This is a genomic window from Gilliamella sp. CG35 (assembly GCF_046635745.1).
In the GTDB taxonomy this organism is placed as follows: Bacteria; Pseudomonadota; Gammaproteobacteria; order Enterobacterales; family Orbaceae; genus Gilliamella; species Gilliamella apicola_I.
In genome coordinates, this window is sequence record NZ_JBIDFH010000016.1 from 1 (window position 1) to 22,614 (window position 22,614).

The 22,614-nt window shown below is 36.7% G+C and carries 19 protein-coding genes; 3 read left to right on the forward strand and 16 right to left on the reverse strand.

Translation table 11 applies throughout. The annotated features are described in order from the left end of the window. Positions 1 to 371: 371 nt before the first annotated feature. Complete coding sequence (gene murI / locus ACGH4F_RS08060; protein ID WP_411590794.1) at positions 372 to 1,196, reverse strand: glutamate racemase; 825 nt, start codon at positions 1,194 to 1,196, stop codon at positions 372 to 374. Between the two features lie 210 nt (positions 1,197 to 1,406). On the opposite strand from murI, the gene metK reads away from it, so the two are divergent. The 3 genes from metK to ACGH4F_RS08075 all read left to right on the forward strand — a co-directional run bounded on the left by metK (position 1,407) and on the right by ACGH4F_RS08075 (position 4,161). Further along, the gene (gene metK, locus ACGH4F_RS08065) at positions 1,407 to 2,558 is read left to right on the forward strand and encodes a methionine adenosyltransferase (protein WP_267352161.1); all 1,152 of its coding nucleotides are present in this window, start codon (positions 1,407 to 1,409) and stop codon (positions 2,556 to 2,558) included. Further along, a complete protein-coding gene (locus ACGH4F_RS08070) occupies positions 2,542 to 3,045 on the forward strand; it encodes a SprT family zinc-dependent metalloprotease (protein WP_267352160.1) in 504 nt (167 codons plus the stop codon). The genes metK and ACGH4F_RS08070 overlap by 17 nt, the downstream gene beginning before the upstream one ends. Before the next feature lie 273 nt (positions 3,046 to 3,318). Continuing rightward, entirely contained in the window at positions 3,319 to 4,161 is an 843-nt protein-coding gene (locus ACGH4F_RS08075) for a 23S rRNA (adenine(2030)-N(6))-methyltransferase RlmJ (protein ID WP_267352159.1), read from the forward strand. Between the two features lie 68 nt (positions 4,162 to 4,229). On the opposite strand, the gene ACGH4F_RS08080 is transcribed toward ACGH4F_RS08075, so the two are convergent. The 15 genes from ACGH4F_RS08080 to rpoC all read right to left on the reverse strand — a co-directional run bounded on the left by ACGH4F_RS08080 (position 4,230) and on the right by rpoC (position 22,537). Further along, positions 4,230 to 4,598, reverse strand: coding sequence for a diacylglycerol kinase (locus ACGH4F_RS08080; RefSeq protein ID WP_065559732.1), 369 nt, complete (start codon positions 4,596 to 4,598; stop codon positions 4,230 to 4,232). Between the two features lie 21 nt (positions 4,599 to 4,619). Continuing rightward, the gene (gene accA, locus ACGH4F_RS08085; RefSeq protein ID WP_267352158.1) at positions 4,620 to 5,579 is read right to left on the reverse strand and encodes an acetyl-CoA carboxylase carboxyl transferase subunit alpha; all 960 of its coding nucleotides are present in this window, start codon (positions 5,577 to 5,579) and stop codon (positions 4,620 to 4,622) included. A gap of 241 nt (positions 5,580 to 5,820) precedes the next feature. After that, positions 5,821 to 9,297: a DNA polymerase III subunit alpha gene (dnaE, locus tag ACGH4F_RS08090; protein WP_411590797.1), complete on the reverse strand. Its 3,477-nt coding sequence runs from the start codon at positions 9,295 to 9,297 to the stop codon at positions 5,821 to 5,823. Between the two features lie 165 nt (positions 9,298 to 9,462). Beyond that, on the reverse strand, positions 9,463 to 10,707 hold the full coding sequence (gene fabF, locus ACGH4F_RS08095) for a beta-ketoacyl-ACP synthase II (protein ID WP_267352156.1): 1,245 nt from the start codon (positions 10,705 to 10,707) through the stop codon (positions 9,463 to 9,465). A 160-nt stretch (positions 10,708 to 10,867) separates the two neighbouring features. Further along, positions 10,868 to 11,101 (reverse strand): acyl carrier protein, encoded by a 234-nt coding sequence (acpP, locus tag ACGH4F_RS08100; protein WP_065559736.1) that lies wholly within the window; start codon positions 11,099 to 11,101, stop codon positions 10,868 to 10,870. Between the two features lie 150 nt (positions 11,102 to 11,251). Then, positions 11,252 to 11,986, reverse strand: coding sequence for a 3-oxoacyl-ACP reductase FabG (fabG, locus tag ACGH4F_RS08105; protein WP_267352155.1), 735 nt, complete (start codon positions 11,984 to 11,986; stop codon positions 11,252 to 11,254). A 19-nt stretch (positions 11,987 to 12,005) separates the two neighbouring features. Continuing rightward, positions 12,006 to 12,941 carry an ACP S-malonyltransferase gene (gene fabD, locus ACGH4F_RS08110; RefSeq protein ID WP_267352154.1) on the reverse strand — a complete coding sequence of 312 codons (936 nt, stop codon included), beginning with the start codon at positions 12,939 to 12,941 and terminating at the stop codon, positions 12,006 to 12,008. A 36-nt stretch (positions 12,942 to 12,977) separates the two neighbouring features. Continuing rightward, on the reverse strand, positions 12,978 to 13,931 hold the full coding sequence (locus ACGH4F_RS08115) for a beta-ketoacyl-ACP synthase III (protein ID WP_411590799.1): 954 nt from the start codon (positions 13,929 to 13,931) through the stop codon (positions 12,978 to 12,980). Between the two features lie 4 nt (positions 13,932 to 13,935). After that, the gene (gene plsX, locus ACGH4F_RS08120) at positions 13,936 to 14,982 is read right to left on the reverse strand and encodes a phosphate acyltransferase PlsX (protein ID WP_267352152.1); all 1,047 of its coding nucleotides are present in this window, start codon (positions 14,980 to 14,982) and stop codon (positions 13,936 to 13,938) included. 33 nt (positions 14,983 to 15,015) lie between these two features. Further along, complete coding sequence (rpmF, locus tag ACGH4F_RS08125) at positions 15,016 to 15,183, reverse strand: 50S ribosomal protein L32 (protein WP_025316508.1); 168 nt, start codon at positions 15,181 to 15,183, stop codon at positions 15,016 to 15,018. A 4-nt stretch (positions 15,184 to 15,187) separates the two neighbouring features. Then, entirely contained in the window at positions 15,188 to 15,697 is a 510-nt protein-coding gene (gene yceD, locus ACGH4F_RS08130) for a 23S rRNA accumulation protein YceD (protein WP_267352151.1), read from the reverse strand. A gap of 256 nt (positions 15,698 to 15,953) precedes the next feature. Further along, positions 15,954 to 16,871 carry a TPM domain-containing protein gene (locus ACGH4F_RS08135; protein ID WP_220215978.1) on the reverse strand — a complete coding sequence of 306 codons (918 nt, stop codon included), beginning with the start codon at positions 16,869 to 16,871 and terminating at the stop codon, positions 15,954 to 15,956. Between the two features lie 8 nt (positions 16,872 to 16,879). Beyond that, a complete protein-coding gene (locus tag ACGH4F_RS08140; protein ID WP_267352149.1) occupies positions 16,880 to 17,476 on the reverse strand; it encodes a LemA family protein in 597 nt (198 codons plus the stop codon). A 449-nt stretch (positions 17,477 to 17,925) separates the two neighbouring features. Next, positions 17,926 to 18,240 (reverse strand): antibiotic biosynthesis monooxygenase family protein, encoded by a 315-nt coding sequence (locus tag ACGH4F_RS08145; RefSeq protein WP_065559744.1) that lies wholly within the window; start codon positions 18,238 to 18,240, stop codon positions 17,926 to 17,928. A gap of 79 nt (positions 18,241 to 18,319) precedes the next feature. Then, positions 18,320 to 22,537, reverse strand: coding sequence for a DNA-directed RNA polymerase subunit beta' (gene rpoC / locus ACGH4F_RS08150; RefSeq protein ID WP_065559745.1), 4,218 nt, complete (start codon positions 22,535 to 22,537; stop codon positions 18,320 to 18,322). Positions 22,538 to 22,614 lie beyond the last annotated feature (77 nt).

Here is a 22,614-nt window from a genome sequence, read left to right on the forward strand (position 1 = left end):
TAAAGTTTGATGCTCAATAACTGTTTCTGACATATTCAAATGAATCTTCAGTGTCACTTATCAAGACTTAATTTTTTGAGTCCGTAGACTTCTTATCTTTCGTCTCGCAAGTGCCCACACAGATTGTCTGTTTCTTCTTTTTAAAGAGCTGACAGTATTTTTTCCGCTTTCGCTTTTACTGTCTCAAGGGCTGCGTATACTACGCTACACCTTTTTATTCGTCAAGATCTTTTTTCAAATTTTTTGATCCTGCTCACTAACCTCTTTTACCGCCTGCTTTCGCTGACGCCGTGTCAGTGGATGCGCATTATAGGCACTTCATTTTTTTTTACAAGCAAAAAAAGCAGATCTTTGCTCCGTTCGAGTAAGGTTTAAACACGGTAAATATTAATATATTGATATTTATTAAGTTTATATTTAGTTAATTTGTCAGTTAATTTTTCAACATATTGGTTATAGTTGGTACTCATTACAATATTTTCCTTAGCACTCTTGTTTTCTGCATTTAAATCAAATTGTTCGTTGAGTAAATTATAGACACGAGTAGCAATAGCATTTCCTGAATCAATAAATGTCGCATTAGGAAAAATTATTTGTAACTCTTCTTTGATAAATGGATAGTGAGTACAACCTAATACAATAGTATCTGGTATAACAGGTTCAGAAAGCCACGGCGCAAGTAAAGTTTGTAATTGATTTATATCGACAGTAACACCTTGCAATTTATTTTCTGCAATAAATGCAAGCTCAGATAAGCCAAGTAGTTTAACTGTACAGTCCGTTGCAAATTCTTGAATGAGATTTGTTGTATAAGCGCGTTCAATGGTTGCCTTTGTTGCCAGCAGTCCGATACATTTGTTTTGGGTAATTTGGCAAGCTGGTTTAATAGCAGGAACAACACCTACAATAGGAAAAGAAAATTGGGATCTTAAACTCGGTAAACAGATAGTACTTGCTGTATTACATGCAATAACAGCTATGTCAATTAAATAATGTTTCGAAATATGTCCAATAATTGACGTGACCCTATCAATAAGAAATTCGGATGACTTATCGCCGTAAGGAAACATTTCATTATCAAATGCATAAATGTAATGTAGATTAGGCATCTTCTTGTAAATGGCGTCATATACCGATAATCCACCAATACCGGAATCAAAGACTAGCACTGTAGGAGTTGTATTTTTTATTTTCATATTTCTGTAGATGTTTAGCTAATTGATAGGTAAAAACGCAAACTATCGTAAATTGATTAAAAATTAATGCAAGTTATTTTATTACCAGTCATTGAAGAAAAGACACTCAGAAAAATTTTTTAACTAGACGTCTAGATGGTAAAACTGCTAAAATGAGCGCTATTTTGAATTTATATGTTATTCGTACGAATAAATTTAAGAAGGTATTGAATGTCAGAATTTCTATTCACTTCTGAATCAGTTTCAGAAGGTCATCCAGATAAAATTGCCGATCAAATCTCAGATGCGGTACTTGATGCTATTTTAAAGCAGGATCCTAAAGCTCGTGTTGCATGTGAAACCTATGTAAAAACAGGTATGGCACTTGTTGGTGGCGAGATTACAACCTCAGCATGGGTAGATATAGAAGAGTTAACCCGAAAAACAATTAGTGATATTGGATATACCAGTTCAGAAATGGGATTTGATGCTAATTCTTGTGCTGTTTTAAATGCAATTGGAAAACAATCACCCGATATTAACCAAGGTGTAGATCGTGAAGATCCTTTACAGCAAGGAGCAGGTGATCAGGGGATAATGTTTGGCTACGCAACCAATGAAATGCCAAACTTTATGCCAGCAGCAATCAGTTATGCTCATGAGCTTATGCATCGCCAAGCTGAAGTTAGAAAGAAAGGAATACTTCCATGGTTAAGACCTGATGCCAAAAGCCAAGTAACATTAATTTATGAAAATGGCATAATTAAAGGTGTTGATACGATTGTTTTATCCACTCAACATGCAGAAGATATTGAACAAAATGCATTACATGAAGCGGTAATGGAGGAGATCATCAAACCAACCTTACCAGCTGAGTGGTTAACTTCCCGAACTAAATATTTCATCAATCCAACTGGGCGTTTTGTTATTGGCGGACCTATGGGGGATTGTGGGTTAACCGGACGTAAAATAATTGTGGATACTTATGGTGGAGCAGCTCGTCATGGTGGTGGGGCTTTTTCTGGTAAAGATCCATCAAAAGTTGACCGTTCGGCTGCTTATGCTGCTCGTTATGTTGCAAAAAATATTGTTGCTGCTGGATTAGCTGATAGATGTGAATTACAACTATCTTATGCAATTGGTATTGCTAATCCAACTTCAATTTATGTTAATACATTTGGCACGGAAAAAATTGCGCATGATAAAATTGTTGCATTAATTAAGGAATTTTTTGATTTAAGACCTTATGGACTGATTAAAATGCTAAATTTAATTCAACCAATTTATCAAAAAACAGCAAGTTATGGTCACTTTGGACGAGATATTTTTCCTTGGGAACAAACAGATAAAGCGGCTCAATTACGAGATGCAGCCGGACTTTAAACGTATCCCCATAAATTTGCACAACCAAGTTATAGCTTGCCTAAGAAAATACTTAGCGCAAGCTAATCAATTGCTAAATATGCAATTTACCGAACCTAAAATAATTTATAAACCTAAAGGAAGTGTGGCAGGAAGTGCTTTTCTAATGCGTTGGGAAATCCAATTGAATTCAACAATGCTTGCCGACAATGGACAAGTATTTATTGAAGAAGTTGTGCCCCATGAGTTAGCGCACCTAATTGTTTTTAAAAAATTTGGCAACGTAAAGCCTCATGGCAAAGAATGGCAATATGTTATGTCAAATATCCTAGGTAAAATGCCTAAAACAACTCATAATTTCGATGTTAAACGAGACTTTTATTTATACTATTGTGAGTGTCAGGAGCATCGATTAACAAAGATTAGACACAATAAAGTTCAGCACAATAATATAAATTATTTATGTCGCAAATGTGGTACACAACTTAAACAAAAAATGTTGTCCTAAATGTGAGATGACGAGCACACATTACGTATAATCTCTTGCCATATACACTTTAAGGCTACAAAGTTGAAAAAATCCCTTTCTGACTTATAATACTCATTCTCCTTATATTTAGGTTACACCGATATCGCAAAATATAGTTTATATGGCTATCAATTTCTGATGATAACATCAGTATTCAACTTTAATTGAAAATTAATGAAAATGACTTGCCTACTTTATTAAGCTTTATCTATTTCACATGCAAAATAATAAACAAATGAGGCTAAATTTTTAATGTTAAGTTATCGTCATAGCTACCATGCTGGTAATCATGCAGATGTTTTAAAACATATTGTATTAACACTATGTATTGAATCGTTAAAGGAAAAAGAAAAACCTTTTTTATATCTGGATACTCACAGTGGTGCGGGGCGATATTTATTAAAAAGTGAACATGCTGAGAAAACGGGAGAATATTTATCTGGGATTAATTTATTATGGCAACAACCGGATCTTCCAAAACAACTTGATACTTATCTATCAATTCTTCAGCGCTACAATCCATTTGATACTTTAAAGTATTATCCTGGTTCACCGCTCATTGCTAAACAGCTACTTCGGGAACAAGATAAACTTAATCTTACCGAATTACATCCAACCGACTATCCTTTGTTAAGGCAGGAATTTAATAAGGATAAACGCGCAAGAGTATTACGTGAAGATGGCTTTGCACAATTAAAATCAAAATTACCTCCCGAATCACGCCGAGGACTGATATTAATTGATCCTTCATATGAGATCAAAGATGATTATCAAAAAATTCCAACGGCGATAAATGAAGCGTATAAACGTTTTGCGACTGGTGTTTATCTTATCTGGTATCCTGTCGTATCACGAACACAGACCCAAAGGATGATTGATGGAATTGTAAATTTAGGAATTAAGCGAATTTCACAGTTTGAGCTTGCTCTAAAACCTGACAATAATCAGAAAGGAATGACAGCATCCGGTATGATTGTAATTAATCCGCCTTGGAAGCTACATGAGCAAATGCAATCGATCATGCCTTGGTTAAAAGAGAAGCTGGATACAGAAAAAACAGGCAACTTCACCATTAAAGAGCTAGTATCGGAATAAAAAAGAATGAAATGCGAGTATTTCACTCGCACTATTATCATTCAAATTGTCAATGAGTTAGAAAGAATTTAGGGAAAAAAGTGGCAGGAAAATAAGTAAATCCATAAAATTACCGTTAATAATAACGATAAAAACACGGCTGCAGATCCATAATCCTTAGCACGACCCGATAACTCGTGTCTTTCACTACCGATTCTATCTACCACACATTCAATGGCACTGTTGATAAGCTCGACAATCATCACAACACCAATAGAACCTAATAATAAAATACGTTCATATATCGTGAAATCAATTAGCATGACCACAATATAAGCCACAATCAACAACAATAATTCTTGACGAAATGCGGTTTCATATTTGATCGCTGATTTAAACCCTTTAAAAGAGTACTTTGTTGCATTGATTATACGTTTTAAACCCGTCTTTTTTTCCATAATAATAGTATTCCAATAAGGCTATCTTGCATAACCATAGTTCATAAGGCGTTGAAATCTTCTTTCAAGCAGTACGGATAAATCCATTTCTTCAAGTTCATTAAGATCATTAATTAACTGTTTTTTCAAAGAATCGGATACCGCAAAATAATCACGATGAGCACCACCTAGTGGTTCAGGAATTATTGAATCAATTAGATCCAATTTAAGTAATTTATCAGCTGTCATATTCATTGCTTCAGCAGCAACAGGAGCTTTATCAGCACTTTTCCACAAAATAGATGCACACCCTTCAGGAGAAATAACCGAATAAGTACTGTACTGCAACATGTTCACTTTATCAGCAACACCAATCGCGAGTGCTCCACCAGAACCGCCTTCACCAATAACAGTACAAATAGTTGGAACGTTAAGACGAGACATTTCGCGTAAATTTCTAGCTATTGCTTCAGCTTGTCCTCGCTCTTCGGCACCAATACCAGGATATGCTCCCGGCGTATCAATAAAAGTAATAATAGGTAATTTAAAACGTTCAGCTAATTGCATTAAACGTAATGCTTTTCGATAACCTTCAGGTGCAGGCATACCAAAGTTACGATATATTTTCTGTTTTGTTTCACGACCTTTTTGATGACCAATTACCATAACTGGTCGATCATCAATACGAGCAATACCACCGACGATTGCTTTATCATCAGCATAAGCACGATCACCTGCTAACTCATCAAAATCAGTAAAAATTTCTTTGATATAATCAAGTGTATAGGGTCTATTTGGATGTCTGGCTAATTGTGCGATTTCCCATGGAGATAAATTTGCAAATATTTTTTTTGTTAACTCTCGACTTTTTTTATTTAGTTGTTTAATCTCTTTGTCTAAATTGATATCTAATTCAACTTGTTGTGAATCAATATTCTTTAAGGAATTAATTTTTGCTTCTAATTCCGCTATCGGCTTTTCAAATTCCAAAAAATTGTTCATAACGCTTATGATTGCCTCTTAATTTATTTTGTATTTGTAATAAATACATTATTTAATATAGTATAAAGACTAATTCTTAAAATAAAATTAAGTCAATTTTACTATGTAATACTAATTAAAGTCATCTACATTTATCAGTTATCGACTGGGATATAAAAAAGAACAACTTATTTTTATCCTTAAATGTAGATTTGCTATATTCCTTTATTTTACTTAATAGGAATAATTTTATACTAATTTACTAAAATTCAAATTCAATACGATCATTACCTAGCAAGGTTTTAAGCTCTACAATCAAAGCATCCTCAGGAATAACTCGCCAAGTTGTACCGAATTGTATTCTAACGATCGAGTCATCCCTATGATAGTAAAGATTTACAGGTACACTACCATGTCGATAGGGTTCAAATAGTTGTTGTAGACGCTGCAACATTGCTCTGTCAGCTTCACTGTCAGTTAATGTTACCACCAAACCTTTAACATACTTCGCTCGGGCATCCTTCAAGTCGACCATATCACGTACCGTCATTTTGAATCCACCATTAAAATCATCATGACTGACTTGACCGGTGACTATCAAAATTTTATCTTTAACCAATAAATGCTCAAATTTTTCCAGTGCATCAGTAAAAAGCATACCGTCAATACGACCTGAGCGATCATCCAACGTAAATAAACCGATTTTGTTTCCTTTTTTAGTAATGCGAACTCTAGCATCAACAACAATACCAGCAAAAGTGGCCATTTTTCCCCAACCCGTTGGAGAAGCTTCACTTATCCGTAAACCTCCAGCATAACGATTTAACTCCTTCAGGTATTGTGTAACCGGATGCCCCGTTAAATAAAGCCCTAAAGTATCACGTTCACCATCAAGCAAAACTTGTTCTGGCAGTTCTGGAACAGCTGCATAAGCATGTTCAACTTGTTCTGGTTCTTCAGCTAATACACCAAACATATCTTCTTGACCAATATCTTGTGCTTTAGCATATTGATCCGCCGCTTGCATAGCGTCGTTAATACTATTTAAAATCGCTGCTCGATGTGGACCTAATTTATCAAAAGCGCCAGCCATGGTGAGTTTTTCTAAAACACGACGGTTAATTTTTTTCATATCTGCTCGTGCACATAATTCAAAAATATTTTTGAAATATCCACCACTATTGCGCGCTTCAACTATCGCCTCAATCGGACCTTCGCCCACACCTTTTATTGCACCAATACCGTAAACAATTTCACCTTTTTCATTCACATGAAAATGATACAACCCACTGTTAATATCCGGCGGATTAATTTTGAGTCCCATACGTAGGCATTCATCGACCAGACCAACGATTTTATCGGTATTGTCCATATCAGCCGTCATAACTGCCGCCATAAACTCTGCAGGATAGTGTGTTTTTAACCAGAGAGTTTGATAAGAAACAAGTGCATAAGCAGCCGAATGTGATTTGTTAAAACCATAACCTGCGAATTTTTCAACTAAATCAAAAATCCGCATAGCCAGTTCTCCATCTACGCCTTGCTTCTCAGCGCCTTCTTTAAATACAGAACGTTGCTTAGCCATTTCTTCTGGCTTTTTCTTACCCATAGCTCGACGTAATAAATCCGCACCACCTAAGGTATAACCAGATAACGTTTGTGCTATTTGCATGACCTGTTCTTGATAGAGAATAATGCCATAGGTTGGTTCTAATATAGGCTTCAAGGATTCGTGCTGATGATTAATATCGGGATAAGACACTTCTTCACGACCATGTTTACGATCGATAAAATTATCCACCATTCCTGATTGTAGAGGTCCTGGTCGAAATAATGCGACTAATGCAATCATGTCTTCAAAGCAGTCAGGTTTTAAACGTCTGATGAGATCTTTCATACCGCGCGATTCAAGCTGGAAAACAGCGGTCGTTTCAGCATTTAACAGTAAATCAAACGATTTCTGATCATCAAGCGGAATGCGTGTAATATCAACCGCTTCCAGACCTTCTCTTGCCTGACGCTCATTAATCATTTTGATTGCCCAATCAATAATGGTTAATGTACGTAATCCTAAAAAGTCGAATTTGACCAGTCCTGCATATTCAACATCATTTTTATCAAATTGTGTAACGGGATGATGACCTTCAGAATCACAATAGATAGGCGAAAAATCTGTAATTTTAGTTGGTGAAATCACGACCCCACCGGCGTGTTTACCTGCGTTTCGTGTCACCCCCTCTAATTGTCTGGCAATATCAATTAACGATTTGACATCTTCATTATTGTCATAAATTTCTTGCAATTGAGGCTCGATTTCAAACGCTTTTGCAAGGGTCATTCCGGGGTCAAGAGGTATGAGCTTTGCGATACGATCAACAAATCCATAAGGGTGTCCCAGCACTCGTCCCACATCGCGTATAACGGCTTTAGCAGCCATTGTACCAAATGTAATAATTTGTGAAACTGCATCTCGACCGTACATGTCAGCAACATGATCAATCACTAAATCACGTTTTTCCATACAGAAATCAACATCAAAATCTGGCATTGATACCCGTTCAGGATTTAAAAAACGTTCAAAAAGTAAGTCAAAGGCTAACGGATCCAAATCCGTTATTTTCAGTGCATAAGCAACAAGAGAACCAGCCCCTGAACCACGACCCGGACCGACAGGAATATCATTATCTTTAGACCATTGAATAAATTCCATAACGATCAGGAAATAGCCAGGAAACCCCATTTGGTTGATTACGTTTAATTCGGTTTCTAAACGTTCATCATATTCTGGTCGTTTTTGTTGTCTAACGTTAGGATCAGGAAATAAAAGTTCTAATCTTTCTTCCAAACCTTCACGTGATTTGTGAACTAAAAAATCTTCTGTAGACATATTCCCTGTTGGGAACTTAGGTAAAAAATACTCCCCTAATCGAATCGACACATTACAACGTTTGGCTATTTCAACACTATTTTCTAATGCTTCTGGAATGTCAGAAAACAGTTCGCACATTTCTTGTTCTGAACGTAAATATTGTTCAGCTGAGTAGTGTTTGGGTCTATTAGGATCTTCAAGGGTATTACCATCGTGAATAGCAACCCGAATTTCGTGAGCTTCAAAATCAGAAGGAACCAAAAATCTTACATCATTAGTTGCCACAACAGGTAATGCATATTGTTCTGCAAGTTTAACCGCACTATGAATAAATAGTTCTTCATTAACACGTTTGGTACGTACTAATTCAAAGTAAAAATGATCTGGAAAGTTTTCACAATAAAATTGAATAGCATTATCAATAATTGATTGATTATTGCGAATGATTCCGATACCAATATCACTTTCACGACCTGCTAAAACAATTAATCCAGATCGATACTCTGTTAACCATTCTTGATCAACAACCGGAATATCACCGATGTAACCTCTTTCATAAGCTTTGGAAATCAGTAAGGTAAGATTTTTATATCCATCATTATTGGCTGCAAGTAAAGTTAACCGAAAAATATCATCTGGCATTTGTGGATTTTTTATAGCAAGATCAGCACCAATGATAGGTTTGATGCCTTTTGACATTGCTGTGCCATAAAATTTTACAAGACCACATAAATTAGTAAAATCGGTAATCGCAAAGGCTGGCATCTGTAACTTGCTCACCTCATTTACTAATGTGCCTACTTTCGCAATTCCGTCAACCATAGAAAAATCGCTATGCAAATGGAGATGAATAAATTGAGGTTCTGCCATAATTTCCAGTAATGATAATGCTTTAAAATTTATATCAGATTATATCACAAGCTATATAAATATTCTTATTCTCTTTGTCGATAAGATTTAACACATCTAAAATAATTTTCAGGAAGGCTTTCGTCGATAATAAAAATTACCGACGAATAATTTCAGAATAAGAAATTAGATTTTTTTGAATAACACTGAACCATTCGTTCCACCGAAACCAAACGAGTTACACAGTGCATACTCTAAATTCTTAACTTGACGAGCTGTATGAGGAACATAATCGAGATCACATCCTTCATCAGGATTATCTAAATTAATTGTTGGCGGTACAGCTTGATCACGTAATGCAAGTACAGTAAAGATTGATTCAACAGCACCAGCTGCACCGAGTAAATGACCAATCATTGATTTTGTTGAACTGACCATAACTTTGCTTGAATTTTCTTTAAAAATACTTTTTACTGCTTGAGTTTCAGCTTTATCACCTGCAGGAGTCGATGTCCCATGCGCATTGATGTAACCAACTTGATTAGGTGTAATACCTGCATCACGAATTGCACATTTCATCGCTAAAGCTGCACCACTACCATCTTCTGGAGGTGAAGTCATATGGTAAGCATCGCCGCTCATTCCAAAACCGACAACTTCAGCATAAATTTTAGCACCACGTTTTTTAGCATGCTCATACTCTTCTAAAAACATGATTCCTGCACCGTCGCCAAGTACAAAACCATCACGGTCTTTATCCCAAGGTCGACTCGCCGCTTTAGGATTGTCATTATTGGTTGATAATGCACGTGCTGCACCAAAACCACCAATACCAAGCGGTGTACTAGCTTTTTCGCCACCACCGGCAAGCATGCCGTCTGCATCACCATAAGCAATCATTCTTGCTGCATGTCCGATATTATGAACGCCAGAAGAACAAGCGGTAGCTATAGTAATACTCGGTCCTTTTAATCCATAAATAATAGATAAATGACCAGCAATCATATTAACGATGGTTGATGGAACAAAAAATGGGCTAATTTTACGTGGTCCGCCATTAATTAGCGCACTGTGATTTTCCTCAATTAATCCAAGTCCACCAATACCTGAACCAATAGCGCAGCCAATACGTTCTGAATTTTCTTCCGTAATTTCGATGCCAGCATCTTGCATTGCTTGAATACCAGCGGCTATGCCATATTGGATAAAATAATCCATTTTACGTGCATCTTTACGTGAAATATTATAATCTTCGCCATTAAAGTTTTTAACCATCGCTGCGAAGCGCGTTGCAAAAGGGGCTGTATCAAAATGTTCGATGAGTTCAACACCACTTTGACCTGCTAATAAAGCTTGCCATGTGGATTCAACTGTATTACCAACTGGAGATATCATGCCCATTCCAGTAACAACAACTCTGCGTTTAGACACATTGTCCTCCAGAAAAGGATTGAGATGAAATTTGAATCAATGAAATTTTTACTTTGAGTTTTCTAATAATAAACATCAAGTTGATATACTTCAACAAGTTAAAGACATAAATATAAACTAGGCGATCAGTTGACCGCCTATTATGAAAACTCAGCTAAAATTATTGATTTGCAGTAATATAATCAATTGCTGATTGAACAGTTGTGATTTTTTCAGCTTCTTCGTCAGGAATTTCTGTATCGAATTCTTCTTCTAAAGCCATAACTAGTTCAACAGTATCAAGAGAGTCAGCGCCAAGATCTTCCACAAAAGAAGATTCATTTTTTACTTCGTCTTCTTTCACACCAAGTTGCTCAACAATAATACTTTTAACTCGCTCTTCAATAGTGCTCATACTCTTTTTTTTCCTATAAAAATCGCCGAAAGTGGCGGTGAATGTAAGTTTATAAAATGTTGAAAAAGATGCAAATCATTTTTCAACCCAATTGCTTAATTTTTGTTCGAATCGTCAAAATATTAACTTATTTTACACTATTCCAATCAATTACACCATATACATGCCACCATTGACATGCAAAGTTTCACCCGTGATGTAAGAAGCTTCATCAGATGCCAAAAATGCCACAGCACTTGCAATTTCAGCGGGTTCACCTAAACGCCCTGTAGGGACTTGTGCTAATGTTAACGCTTTCTGATCATCAGTAAGTGCTTCTGTCATATCTGTTGCGATAAAGCCTGGCGCAACAACATTGACTGTAATTCCTCGTGATGCGACTTCACGAGCTAATGATTTACTAAAACCAATTAAACCTGCTTTTGCTGCCGCATAATTCGCTTGACCGGCGTTACCCATCGTTCCCACAACTGAACCGATAGTAATAATTCTGCCATAACGCTTTTTCATCATAGTTCGCATTAAGGCTTTTGAGAGACGAAACACAGAAGTTAAATTGGTATTCAAAATATCTTGCCATTCATCTTCTTTCATTCTCATTAATAAATTATCACGGGTAATACCTGCATTATTAACCAAAATATCAATATCACCAAATTCCGTTTTAATTGCACCAATAACCGATTCAATTGATGCTTCATCTGTCACATTCAAAGCATAACCTTTACCGTGTGAGCCTAAATATTGGCTTATTGCTTCAGCACCTTTTTCCGTTGTTGCTGTACCAATAACTGTTGCACCACATGCAACTAATTTTTCTGCAATCGCTTTACCTATTCCGCGGCTGGCACCTGTAACTAAAGCAATTTTTCCTGATAGGTTCATAACTACCTCTTTTAAATTTTTATTTAGTATTTTCTAACGCAACATCTAATGAAGCTTTATCATTGACTGCACAAGCAGACAATGAATCAACAATACGTTTAGTCAATCCTGTTAATACTTTACCTGGTCCCATTTCAACTAAAATGGTTATACCTTGTTTTGCCATTTCTTCAACTGTTTCAGTCCATCGAACAGGACTATAAAGCTGAGCAATAAGCGCTGCTTTAATTTGATCTGCAGATGATTCAACTTTAACATCGACATTATTAATTACTGCAAATTTTGGCGTATTAAAAGTAATGTTTTCTAATGCTATTGCTAATTTATCTGCTGCCGGTTTCATCAATGCACAATGTGAAGGAACACTCACGGCAAGAGGTAATGCGCGTTTAGCACCTGCTTCTTTACATAAAGCACCAGCACGTTCAACCGCTTCTTTATTACCAGCAATAACAACTTGACCCGGTGAGTTGAAATTAACAGGTGCAACAATTTGACCTTGAGCGGCTTGTTCACATGCTTTACGAATTGATTCATTATCAAGTCCAATGATTGCATACATTGCGCCTGTACCTGTTGGTACGGCTTCTTGCATAAGTTGTCCGCGTAGTTCGACTAATTTGATAGCATCTTTAAAATCAATAACACCTGCACAAACTAATGCTGAATATTCACCTAAACTATGGCCTGCCATAAAATCTGGTTGTGCACCATTTACACTCTGCCATACCCGATAAATTGCTACAGATGCAGCAAGTAACGCAGGTTGTGTTTGCCAAGTTTTATTTAATTCTTCTACTGGACCATCTTGTACAAGTGTCCATAAGTCATAGCCTAATACCTGTGAAGCTTCATCAAAAGTTGATTTCACAATTGGATAATTATCAGCAAGATCTTTTAGCATACCTACCGCTTGTGAACCTTGTCCTGGAAATACCATTGCAAATTTGGTCATTTTAAAATCCTTGATCACATAAAAATAATTGATTAGTTAAAATCTAATGAGCGCAGAGCCCCATACAAAACCGCCACCAAATGCCTCTAATAGAATTAATTGGCCACGTTGAATGCGTCCATCTCGGACACCTGCATCTAATGCACAAGGTACCGATGCAGCTGAAGTATTTCCTTGTTTATCCAACGTTACAATGACTTTACTCATATCCATATCTAATCGTTTAGCTGTCGCTGAAATAATTCTTAAATTTGCTTGGTGAGGCACCAACCAATCTAAATCGGCTTTATTAAAAGCATTTTCAGTTAAAAGCTCATCAACTAAATTTGAGAGTTCTTTAACTGCTATTTTAAACACTTCATTACCATGCATCGTCATATAAACAGGATCATTCATATCACGGCGATCAACATAAGGATATTTTAATAGATCCCCGTAACGTCCATCGGCATGTAAATGTGAAGCAATAATACCAGGCTCTTCAGATGCGCCTACAACAACAGCACCTGCTCCATCACCAAAAATAATAATAGTGCCACGATCATCCGGATCAACACCACGTGTTAACATGTCAGCCCCCACTACTAAAGCATATTTGATCGCACCACTTTTTACATATTTATCCGCAATATCTAACGCATAAACAAATCCTGAACATGCAGCCGAAACATCAAAGGCAATCACATCACCTATTTCAAGTTTAGCTTGTAGTTCAGTTGCAGAACTTGGAAAAGCATTCACTGAAGTTGCTGTTGCAACAATGATCAAACCGATATCATTTTTATCGATACCTGCCATGTCAATAGCATTAATTGCCGCTTCATAGGCCATTGTTGTTACAGTTTCATCTGGAGCGGCAATACGCCTTTCTTTGATGCCAGTGCGTGTCGTAATCCATTCATCACTAGTATCAACCATTTTTTCAAGATCTGCGTTGGTTCGTATCTGTTTTGGAAGATAACTTCCTGTTCCTAATATCTTTGTATACATCTAATTATTCGCTCTTAGGTAGTGCGGAAGAAAGACTGGTTGCAATCTTCTCTGGTATATTTGTTTGTATAGCCAAAATAGCTTGTTCTATTGCTGCAAAAAAAGATTTTTGATTGGCACTACCGTGACTTTTAATCACAATACTTTGAAGTCCAAGTAAACAGGCTCCATTATATCGCCCAGGATCCAAATAACAAAAATTTTTTGCAATCTTTCTTTGTATCCATTTGCTCAGTAATTTCATTAAAAATGAATTATGATTTAAGGATAATTTGAGCGAAGACATAAAAATTTTGATTAAGCCTTCTACCGTTTTTAATGTTACATTACCCACAAATCCATCACAGACTAATACATCGGTTTTACCAGTTAAAAGATCATTGCCTTCTAAATAACCGATATAATTAATTTGTTCATTCGATTTTAAAACTGCCGCTGCTGCACGAATTTTATCTAATCCTTTAATATCCTCTTCACCAATGTTAAGTAATGCAACTCGTGGAGTTTCGATCTTAAGTACGGTTTTGGCAAGAATCTCACCCATTATCGCAAATTGTACTAACATATCACTATCACATTCAGCGTTAGCGCCAAGATCCAAAACGACTGTATCATGATTATTTAATGCTGGTATAGTCGCAACCAGAGCGGGACGGTCAATACCGGTTAGAGAATGTAATAATAGTTTAGACAACCCCATCAAAGCGCCCGTATTACCCGCACTAACACATGCCTGAGCAGAGTTATCTTTGACAAGTTCCAATGCGATTCTCATTGAAGAGCCTTGACTATGACGAATTGCGTAAGAGGGTTTCATGTCATTCGTAATCACAGTGGTTGATTCTATTAATACCAATCGACCATCATTTTGATACTGTGCAATAAGTTTGGTGTTTTCTTTAGACAAAAAGGAGCTTATTTCTGTTAGATTACCTACCAGAAAAATAGAAAGATTTGGATAACGATTTAATGCTTGTATTGCAGCAGGAACAACAATACGAGGACCGAAGTCCCCGCTCATAGCATCTAACGCGATGGTTAGATTATCCAAAATGTCACCTGAGGATTTCTAAATTCGCAGTAATTATTTAGAAATCACTTTACGACCACGATAATAACCATCAGCGGTTACGTGATGACGTAAATGTGTTTTACCTGATTCATCAACTGAGATATTAGCAACAGTTAATGCATCATGTGAACGACGCATACCACGTTTTGCACGAGTTTTACGATTCTGTTGAACAGCCATGGATTTACCCCTTATTCTTTAAACTAACTAAAATTGCAAATGGATTTGGCTTTTCATTCTCTTTTGGAATATCACCAAATACCATATCTGCCTCTGACACTTCGCAGTGTTTACTATCATGTACCGGCGCAATTGGTAACGAGAGAATAATTTCGTCCTCAAGTAACGCTAATATATCCACTTCACCGAACTCGTTCATCAGAACAGGTTCATAATGTTCCGGTAGTGTCTCTGCTTGAGCATCGCTCTTTACAGGACTAAATTTATTCATCACATGAATTTCAGTGATAAAAGGTTTAAAACAACGTTGGCAAATCAGTTCCAACGTTATCTTCGCATCAATGTTGATAACACAGAGTTTTTGCTCATCATAATCAAAAGATAAGCGGCACTCGATATCACTTTTTGGACTTTCAATCCTTGTTGCACTTTTTGCTGGATAATATCCAACATAATCAAGTCGTTTCTGTGCAGCTTTAATAGGATCGATCGTTAATGGCAATTTATTTTGCATAAAATATGCACATCTACCTTAAAAAATTATTCAGTGTAGCTAAAAACTACACGATGCCGTAAGGCGCGCATATTACCTTTAAATCAAGGTTTCGTCAATGGGATCGTAGAAGATAATTTGTTTTAGTCGTTGATTATTGGCTTGATATTTTTATTACTCCATTATTTCAATAATATAAAAAACATCAAATTTGAAATTTTTATTTGATAATTATAAGCCAATTTTAACAAACTAATTAAAACGATTTCTAATCAATCTACCAGCTACCAGAAGCGCCACCACCACCACTACGACCACCTCCGCCACCGCTAAATCCTCCTGAGCCGCCTCCAAACCCACCACCGCCAAAACCTCCTCCACGGAATCCGCCGCCACCTGAACCACTGCTACCATTTATTCGTAAAAATCCACTCGCAATCGTACTCATGACAAACGCCAAGAATAGTAAGATAAAAGCAATGGATATAGAATGACCATTCCATAAGGTAAACCCACCTACTGATAATCCATTAAGTAGCCCAGTACCCAAATTTCGACTGGCAGAGCGTTTAGACGATCCTAGCGGAATAATACTATTGATAACAAAGCAAATGAAAAAAGAGACCAAACCATAATTAAATAATTTAGCACCAAATTCACCAGCAAGTAGCGTACCAATATCGGATTCATTGCTATTTTCATTACCTAGGGGTTCTGAGTTATCTATTTTTTGTTTCAAGACGGATATAGCATTTTTGATACCTTGATAATAGTTATTTTGTTTGAATTCCGGTGTTAATTGTTCACGAATAATATGACTAGCAATTAAATCGGTTATGGTTCCCTCTAACCCATAACCGACTTCAATATGCATACGTCTATCGTCTTTAGCAATTAATAATAAAATACCATTATCTTGTCCTTTTTTTCCTATTCCCCATTGAGCAAAAACTCGAGTCGCGCATTGTTCAATGGTTTCATCTTCAAGTTTTGCAATCATTAAAATGATAATTTGTGCACCATCAGTTCTTGGTTTTTCAAATTCAATTAGACTCGATTCTAAATCATCAATTTGTGATGGTGTCAGTGTATTTGTCGTATCAATCACCCGCCGGGTAAATTGTGGAATTTCAGTCAGCCCAAAACAAAACCAACTGAATATTAACAATAAGCTAACTGGAAAGTATCTCTTCATTATATTCACTACCCAAAATTAACTGCAGGTGCATTAGAAATCTGTTTTTCATTTTCAACACTAAACTGTTGTTTTGGTTTCACACCTAAAACATCTGCTACCCATTTTGTGGGTAATTGACGGATATAAATATTGAAATTTTGCACTGCTTCAATATAGCGTCCTCGAGCAACAGCAATACGGTTCTCAGTACCTTCAAGTTGGCTCATTAAATCTTGATATAGTGTATTAGCTTTAAGCTCTGGATAATTTTCACTGACTGCTATCAAACGACTTAATGCAGAACTCAATTCAGATTGAGCTTGTTGAAATTTAGAAAATAAAGTAGGATCGGTAAGTTGATCTGCGTTTAATTGTATTGAACCAACTTTGGCTCGGGCGTCAGTGACTTGTGTAAACACCTCTTTCTCGTGTGTCGCATACCCTTTAACAGTATTAACCAAATTAGGGACTAAATCTGCTCGACGTTTATACTGGTTAATAACTTCTGACCATGAAGCTGCCACTTTTTCATCTTGGGTTTGGATACTATTGTAGTTTTTAAAAAAAATGAATCCAGCAACAATAAGTAACGCAATAATGAGTAACACAAGTTTTGATTTCATCGTAAACCCCTTATAAAATTGTCTAATTAATAGGTAATTTAGAAAAACACAACTAATCGAAACTAATAACAATTAAACTAAGGACATCAAAATATAGATCAATATATGAAATGAGCACTGAATATCATCAATACATAAACATGAGTTGAATCAGAACTAAAAAGAACACTATAAGTAATAAAGAAAAGATAGTCAGGAAAAAAGTAATTCAATGTGGATTAGCTTAATTTTTCATTTGTTTTGTATTTTTTTAGAATAAATATACGCTAATCACACCAACATTTTTATAATAGTTAGATTGTATTATAGCTATTTTTATAAACTTTGCGAGGCATAATCATAACTTATTATTAAATTCCATTATGTCACTATTGGATTATTGCTCACATAACCTTAATGAATTAATGATGAATCAAAATTTTAGATTTTTGTTTGTTTCATCAAATTTATTATTTTAGTAAAACATCAAAACATTCTAATTGTGCCGGTTCAAAATAGATATCACTATTATTCGGTCGATTATTCGTATTACGATGAGTGTGTTTGAAGTGATCTGAGTTTACCCAAGCTTCAAAATCAGCCTTAGATTCCCACTCGGCAAATGAAGAAAATAAAGTATAATCCTGCTCAGTTTTTCCTTGTAGAAAGTAAAAGCGATTAAATCCTTTCATCTCTTTCAAATGACTATCACGATTACGCCATATGTCAATAAAAGTCTCTTCACTACCTCGTTTTATTTTAAAACGGTTCATAACAATATACATATAAAACTCCTTTCATTTCATTTGAGATAAAAAAATAGCACGTGCAATCACGTGCTATTTTAATAACTCGTCCTACTGACTATTGGTTTTCTTCTGCAGAATTAAGTAACTCAGCTAAGTTAGCTGTTGCTTCTTCAGCAGAAATTGTTGTTTGAATATCATCACTTGATGGCATTGCACGTTTACGTAAACGCTCTTTATGGTAAGCATAACCAGTACCAGCCGGAATCAATCGACCAACAATGACATTTTCTTTTAAGCCACGTAATTCGTCGTTTTTACCAGCAACAGCTGCTTCGGTTAATACGCGAGTCGTTTCTTGGAACGATGCCGCAGAAATAAACGATTCAGTTGTTAATGATGCTTTAGTAATACCAAGTAGATCGTGTAAATAAACAATTGGTTCTTTACCTTGTGCTTCAAGTTCACGATTAATAATCTTCAAGCGTGAAACTTCAAGTTGTTCACCGTCAAGTAGACGAGAACCACCCGGATGAATAACCGTTGCTTTACGCAGCATCTGACGAACGATAACTTCAATGTGTTTATCATTGATTTTTACACCTTGCAGGCGATAAACTTCTTGAACTTCGTTAACAATGTAACGTGTTACCGCATTTACACCACGTAGACGTAAGATATCATGTGCTGATTCAGGACCATCCGAAATCACATCACCACGTCCAACTTGTTCGCCTTCAAATACGTTAAGTTGACGCCATTTAGGAATCATCTCTTCATATGGTTCACTGCCATCTAATGGCGTGATGATCAAGCGACGTTTACCTTTGGTCTCTTTACCAAACGAAATAATACCATCAATTTCAGCAAGAATAGCTGATTCTTTCGGTTTACGAGCTTCAAATAAGTCAGCTACGCGTGGTAAACCACCGGTAATATCTTTAGTCCCTACAGAGGCTTGTGGAATACGTGCAAGCGTATCACCCACATTGATTTCTGCACCATCTTCTAATTGAACTAATGCTTTACCTGGTAAGAAGTATTGTGCAAGCATTTCAGTACCTGCAACATAGATATCTTTACCTTTAGCATCAACAATTTTGATTGCAGGACGTAAATCTTTACCTACACCTGTTCGCTCCGCGACATCTAAAATAACAATCGATGATAAACCTGTTAATTCGTCGGTTTGACGGGTAATAGTTTGACCATCAACCATATCAACAAATTTAACAAAGCCTTTCGCTTCAGAGATAACTGGCATTGTATGCGGATCCCAGTTAGCAACTGTTTCACCAGCATCGACTGCTGCACCATTACCTTTTGTTAAAATCGAACCATAAGGAACTTTGTAAGTCTCTTTCATTCGACCTAAATCATCGATAATCGTTAACTCAGCATTACGTGATGTAATAACCAATTTCTTGTCTGGATTAGTCACAAATTTAGCATTAGTTAATTTAATACTACCTTTGTTTTTAACTTGAACACTTGATTCTGCTGCCGCTCTTGATGCCGCACCACCGATATGGAACGTACGCATGGTTAACTGTGTACCCGGCTCACCGATTGATTGAGCTGCGATAACACCGATTGCTTCACCTTTATTCACTAAGTGACCACGTGCTAAGTCACGACCATAACATTTCGCACAGACACCAAAATCAGTATCACACGAAACGACAGAACGGACTTTAACACTATCAACCGATTCAGCTTCTAGTAAATCACAATAGCTTTCATCAAGTAATGTGTTACGTGGAATCAAGATATCGGCACTGCCTGGTTTTAACACATCTTCAGCCGTTACACGACCTAATACACGTTCACGAAGTGGCTCTTTAACATCTCCACCTTCGATAACTGGCGTCATCACTACGCCTTCTAATGTGCCACAATCGTCTTCAATAACAACTAAATCTTGTGCAACATCAACTAAACGACGAGTCAAATAACCAGAGTTCGCCGTTTTTAACGCTGTATCAGCAAGACCTTTACGAGCACCATGGGTAGAAATAAAGTACTGAAGTACGTTTAATCCTTCACGGAAGTTTGCTGTAATTGGTGTTTCGATAATAGAGCCGTCCGGTTTTGCCATCAAACCACGCATACCTGCTAACTGACGAATCTGTGCTGCAGAACCCCGCGCACCTGAGTCGGCCATCATATAAATACTGTTGAAAGAAGATTGTACTTCTTCTTTACCTTCACGATTAATCACTTTTTCAGTTGATAAATTATCCATCATGGCTTTTGCAACACGTTCATTGGCTGCTGCCCAGATATCGATAACTTTATTATAACGTTCACCTGCTGTGACTAAACCTGATTGGAATTGCTCTTGAATTTCAGCAACTTCAATTTCAGCTTCGTTGATGATTTGTAATTTCTTAGCCGGAATTTCCATATCATCAATACCAACTGAAACACCAGAACGTGCAGCATAAGCAAAGCCGGTATACATTACTTGGTCAGCCAAAATTACGGTTTCTTTCATACCTAGTTGACGATAGCAAATATTCAAAATACGTGAAATTGCTTTTTTGCCAAGTGGTTGGTTAATCACTGAGTAACTCATCCCTTTTGGCATAATCAACCATAAAATAGCACGCCCAACAGTAGTATCAATAACTGACGTTGTTTCTTCCCACTCACCAACACTATTACGTTGGCTTTCAGTGATACGCACTTTAACTTTAGCATGTAGCTCAACAAGACCTAAACGATACAGTTTTTCTGCTTCTTTAGGACCGGTTAAAATCATGCCTTCACCTTTCGCATTGACTTTATCACGAGTCATATAGTAAAGACCTAATACCACGTCCTGTGAAGGAACAATAATAGGCTCACCACTCGCAGGCGAAAGAATGTTGTTGGTTGACATCATTAACGCACGCGCTTCTAATTGCGCTTCTAACGTTAATGGTACGTGAACCGCCATTTGGTCACCATCGAAGTCAGCATTGAATGCCGCACAAACTAATGGATGTAACTGAATCGCTTTACCTTCAATTAAGATAGGTTCAAATGCTTGAATACCCAATCTGTGAAGTGTTGGTGCACGGTTTAGTAATACTGGATGTTCACGGATAACTTCATCTAAGATATCCCAAACAATCGCATCTTCACGTTCAACCATTTTCTTCGCAGCTTTGATGGTTGTTGCATAGCCACGACGCTCTAATTTACCGTAGATAAATGGTTTGAAAAGCTCAAGTGCCATTTTTTTCGGTAAACCACATTGGTGTAAACGCAAGTATGGTCCCACTGTAATTACAGAACGACCTGAGTAGTCAACACGTTTACCTAATAGGTTTTGACGGAAACGACCTTGCTTACCTTTAATCATATCGGCAAGTGATTTTAATGGACGTTTGTTTGAACCGGTAATAGCACGACCACGGCGACCATTATCTAATAATGCGTCGACAGATTCTTGTAACATACGTTTTTCATTACGTACAATAATATCTGGCGCAGCTAAGTCTAATAAACGTTTTAAACGGTTATTACGGTTGATCACTCGACGATAAAGATCATTCAAATCTGATGTTGCAAAACGTCCGCCATCAAGTGGTACTAATGGACGTAAATCTGGTGGCAACACAGGCAATACATTTAAGATCATCCATTCAGGTTTATTTTCTGATTGAATGAATGCTTCAATAATCTTAATGCGTTTAGTGATTTTCTTCCGTTTTGTTTCAGAGTTTGTTGTTGAAAGTTCGTCACGTAGTGCTTCACATTCCGCTTGTACATCAATATTACGCAACAACTCTTGGATAGCTTCGGCACCCATGCGAGCATCGAATTCATCACCAAACTCTTCTAACGCATCTAAATATTGCTCTTCTGTTAAGATTTGACCACGCTCTAAGTTGGTCATACCACCATCAAGAACCATAAATGATTCAAAATAAAGAACACGTTCGATATCACGAAGTGGCATATCTAACAATAAACCAATACGAGATGGTAATGATTTTAAAAACCAGATGTGTGCAGTTGGCGATGCAAGTTCAATATGCCCCATACGCTCACGACGTACTTTCGCTTGTGTTACTTCAACGCCACATTTTTCACAGATCACACCACGGTGTTTTAAACGTTTATATTTTCCACATAAACATTCATAGTCTTTAACTGGTCCAAAAATACGCGCACAAAACAATCCATCACGCTCAGGTTTGAACGTTCGATAGTTGATTGTTTCAGGTTTTTTAACTTCACCAAAAGACCATGAGCGAATCATATCAGGAGAGGCAAGACCTATCTTGATAGCATCAAAATCTTCTGTTTTTGTCTGTGCTTTTAGAAACTTTAGTAAGTCTTTCACAATTGGCTCCTATGGAGTTAAACCAATTAGATAACTTATTATCGCTAATAAGTTATCCCTATAAATAGAAATCATTT